Origin of the sequence: Rhizobacter sp. (assembly GCF_031412075.1) — a bacterium.
GTDB lineage: Bacteria > Pseudomonadota > Gammaproteobacteria > Burkholderiales > Burkholderiaceae_C > Rhizobacter.
Genome location: NZ_JANOCG010000113.1, coordinates 1 through 2708, shown reverse-complemented (window position 1 = coordinate 2708; position 2708 = coordinate 1). Strand labels below are relative to the sequence as shown.

General features: G+C 66.1%; 3 protein-coding genes and 1 pseudogene. 2 read left to right on the top strand and 2 right to left on the bottom strand.

Annotation, left to right across the window (positions count from 1 at the left end; all coding sequences use genetic code 11):
- Window positions 1-18: 18 nt before the first annotated feature.
- Window positions 19-180: a hypothetical protein gene (locus RMO40_RS04155; protein ID WP_309716719.1), complete on the bottom strand. Its 162-nt coding sequence runs from the start codon at window positions 178-180 to the stop codon at window positions 19-21.
- A gap of 78 nt (window positions 181-258) precedes the next feature.
- Here RMO40_RS04155 and RMO40_RS04150 point away from each other — a divergent pair, with 78 nt between their 5' ends.
- Both RMO40_RS04150 and glpK read left to right on the top strand, forming a co-directional pair.
- Window positions 259-1023, top strand: coding sequence for a DeoR family transcriptional regulator (locus RMO40_RS04150; protein WP_309716716.1), 765 nt, complete (start codon window positions 259-261; stop codon window positions 1021-1023).
- Window positions 1020-2516: a glycerol kinase GlpK gene (gene glpK, locus RMO40_RS04145; RefSeq protein WP_309716713.1), complete on the top strand. Its 1497-nt coding sequence runs from the start codon at window positions 1020-1022 to the stop codon at window positions 2514-2516. The genes RMO40_RS04150 and glpK overlap by 4 nt, the downstream gene beginning before the upstream one ends.
- Before the next feature lie 2 nt (window positions 2517-2518).
- Here the strand turns inward: glpK and RMO40_RS04140 are convergent.
- Window positions 2519-2708, bottom strand: a pseudogene (locus tag RMO40_RS04140) (PepSY domain-containing protein); the annotation flags it as partial.

The following is a 2708-nucleotide window of genomic DNA, read 5'->3' as shown; positions in this document are numbered from 1 at the left end:
CGCCCGGGTGCGGGTGGTTCAAGTGGTCTCCTGATGGAAAACGATCACCGTTCGTTCGCTGGGCAGAAATGCCGGCTCGCCGGTGTGCGGCAGGGCGACGATTTCATCACAGGCATGTTCGGTTTGTGTTCGTTTGTTTTCCTCTTTTTTCTTTTTAGCCGACAAACGAAAGCTGCGCAAGCTCGCAATCCAGCATTTCGGGCGTGGGGGGTTCGGCTACGCTCGCGAGCAAAAACCGGCCTCTTCGGGCCCCCTTGCATGACACCCAACCCTCGCCAAGCCTTGTTGATCCAGGAAGTTCGCGCCCGCGGCGCCTTGTCTGTGGAGGCGCTGGCCGAGCAATTCGGCGTGACGCTGCAAACGGTGCGACGCGACGTGAAGCAGCTGTCCGAGGCGGGCCTGCTCGCGCGGTTTCATGGCGGCGTGCGCTTGCCCAGCTCGACCACCGAAAACATCGCCTACCGCCAGCGCCAGCAGCTGAACGAGCAGGCCAAGCAGCGCATTGCGCGCCGCGTGGCGCAGGCGGTGCCCGAGGGCTGCTCGCTGATCATCAACATCGGCACCACCACCGAGGCGATTGCGCGCGAGCTGCTGCACCACAAGGGCCTGCGCGTCATCACCAACAACCTGAACGTGGCGGCGATCCTGAGCGACAACCCGGCTTGCGAGGTGATCGTGGCCGGCGGCGTGGTGCGCTCGCGCGACCGCGGCATCGTGGGCGAGGTGACGGTCGATTTCATCAGCCAGTTCAAGGTCGACATCGGACTCATCGGCATTTCGGGGATCGAGGCCGACGGCACCTTGCGAGACTTCGATTACCGAGAGGTGAAGGTGGCGCGCGCCATCATCGAACACTCGCGCGAGGTGTGGCTCGCGGCCGACCACAGCAAGTTCGGGCGGCCGGCGATGGTGAAGCTGGCAAGGTTCAGTGAGGTCGACATGCTGTTCACCGACGCGCCGCCGCCGGACCCTTTTCCGGCCCTGCTCAGCGAGGCCGGCGTGCAATGCGAGGTGGCGCAATGAACTCCTACATCCTCGCCCTCGACCAGGGCACCTCCAGCTCACGCAGCATCGTCTTCGACGCCCAGGGCCACGTGGTGGCCATGGCGCAGCGCGAGTTTCGCCAGATCTACCCGCAGCCCGGCTGGGTGGAGCACGATCCGAAGGAGATCTGGGAATCACAACTCGCCACCGCCAAAGAGGCACTTGGCAACGCCAAGATCAGCGCCAGGCAGGTCGCCTCCATCGGCATCACCAACCAGCGCGAGACCACGGTCGTGTGGAACCGCTTGACGGGTGAACCCATCTACAACGCCATCGTCTGGCAAGACCGCCGCATGGAACCGGCCTGCGCCGACATGCGCGCGCGCGGGCTGGAGCCGACCTTCCGCGACAAGACGGGCCTGATCATCGACGCCTACTTCTCGGGCACCAAGCTCAAGTGGGTGCTCGACACCGTGCCCGGCGCGCGCGCTGCTGCGGCCAAAGGCGAGCTGGCGTTCGGCACCGTCGACTCGTGGCTGATGTGGCACCTGACGGGCGGGCAAGTACACGCCACCGACGTGAGCAACGCCTCGCGTACGCTGATGCTCAATGTGCACAGCAACACCTGGGACGACGAGTTGCTGAAGATCCTCGACGTGCCGCGCGAGATGCTGCCGGCGGTGCACCCGTCGAGCCATGTCTACGGCCACACGCGTGCCGATCTGCTCGGCGCCTCGCTGCCCATCGGCGGCATCGCAGGCGACCAGCAAAGCGCACTTTTCGGCCAAGCCTGCTTCAAGGCGGGCCTTGCCAAAAACACCTACGGCACCGGCTGCTTCATGCTGATGCACACCGGCGCGCAGTTTCAAACCTCGACCAACGGCCTGATCACCACCAGCGCCGCCCAACCGACTGCAACACCGGAGTTCGCCCTCGAAGGCAGCGTGTTCATCGGCGGCGCCGTGGTGCAGTGGCTGCGCGACGGCTTGCATGCCATCAAGGCCAGCGGCGAGGTGCAGCAGCTCGCCGAAAGCGTGCCCGACAGCGGCGGCGTGATGTTCGTGCCGGCCTTCACCGGCCTGGGTGCGCCCTACTGGAAGGCCGATGCGCGCGGCGCCATTGTCGGCCTCACGCGTGGCACGACGGTGGCCCACATCGCCCGCGCCGCGTTGGAGAGCATCGCCTTCCAGAGTGCGGCGCTGCTGCAAGCCATGAGCCGCGACGCGGTCAACGCGGGTGGCTCACCGGTGGCTGAGCTGCGAGTGGACGGTGGCGCTTGCGTCAACAACTTGCTGATGCAAATCCAGGCCGATTTGCTGGGCATCCCCGTGGTGCGGCCGAAGGTGATCGAGACGACGGCGCTGGGTGCCGCTTACCTCGCCGGTTTGTCGTGCGGTGTGTACAACAACCTCGACGAACTCAGCGCGCAATGGCAGGTGGATCGCACCTTCCGCCCGACCATGTCGCGCACCCGCGCCGAAGAGCTGATGGCGCAGTGGGAGCACGCGGTGCGCAAGACCACGGCGGTCTGAGGCGCAACCCGCGTGCGCGCGCGCCGCTTGCGCGCCCAGATCAGCACGCCGGTGACGCACAACATGGCGATCAGCACGCCCATGATCGACATCAGCACCCGGCCGGCGGTGCCGATGATGCGGCCCGAGTGCAGCGGGAACATGCTCTGCATGAAGATGTCGCCCGCGCTGCCGGTGCCGGGCACATCGGCG

Coding starts and splice junctions, on each gene's coding strand:
- RMO40_RS04150 (WP_309716716.1), top strand. CDS start 259: ATGACACCCAACCCTCGCCAAGCCTTGTTGATCCAGGAAGTTCGCGCC.
- glpK (WP_309716713.1), top strand. CDS start 1,020: ATGAACTCCTACATCCTCGCCCTCGACCAGGGCACCTCCAGCTCACGC.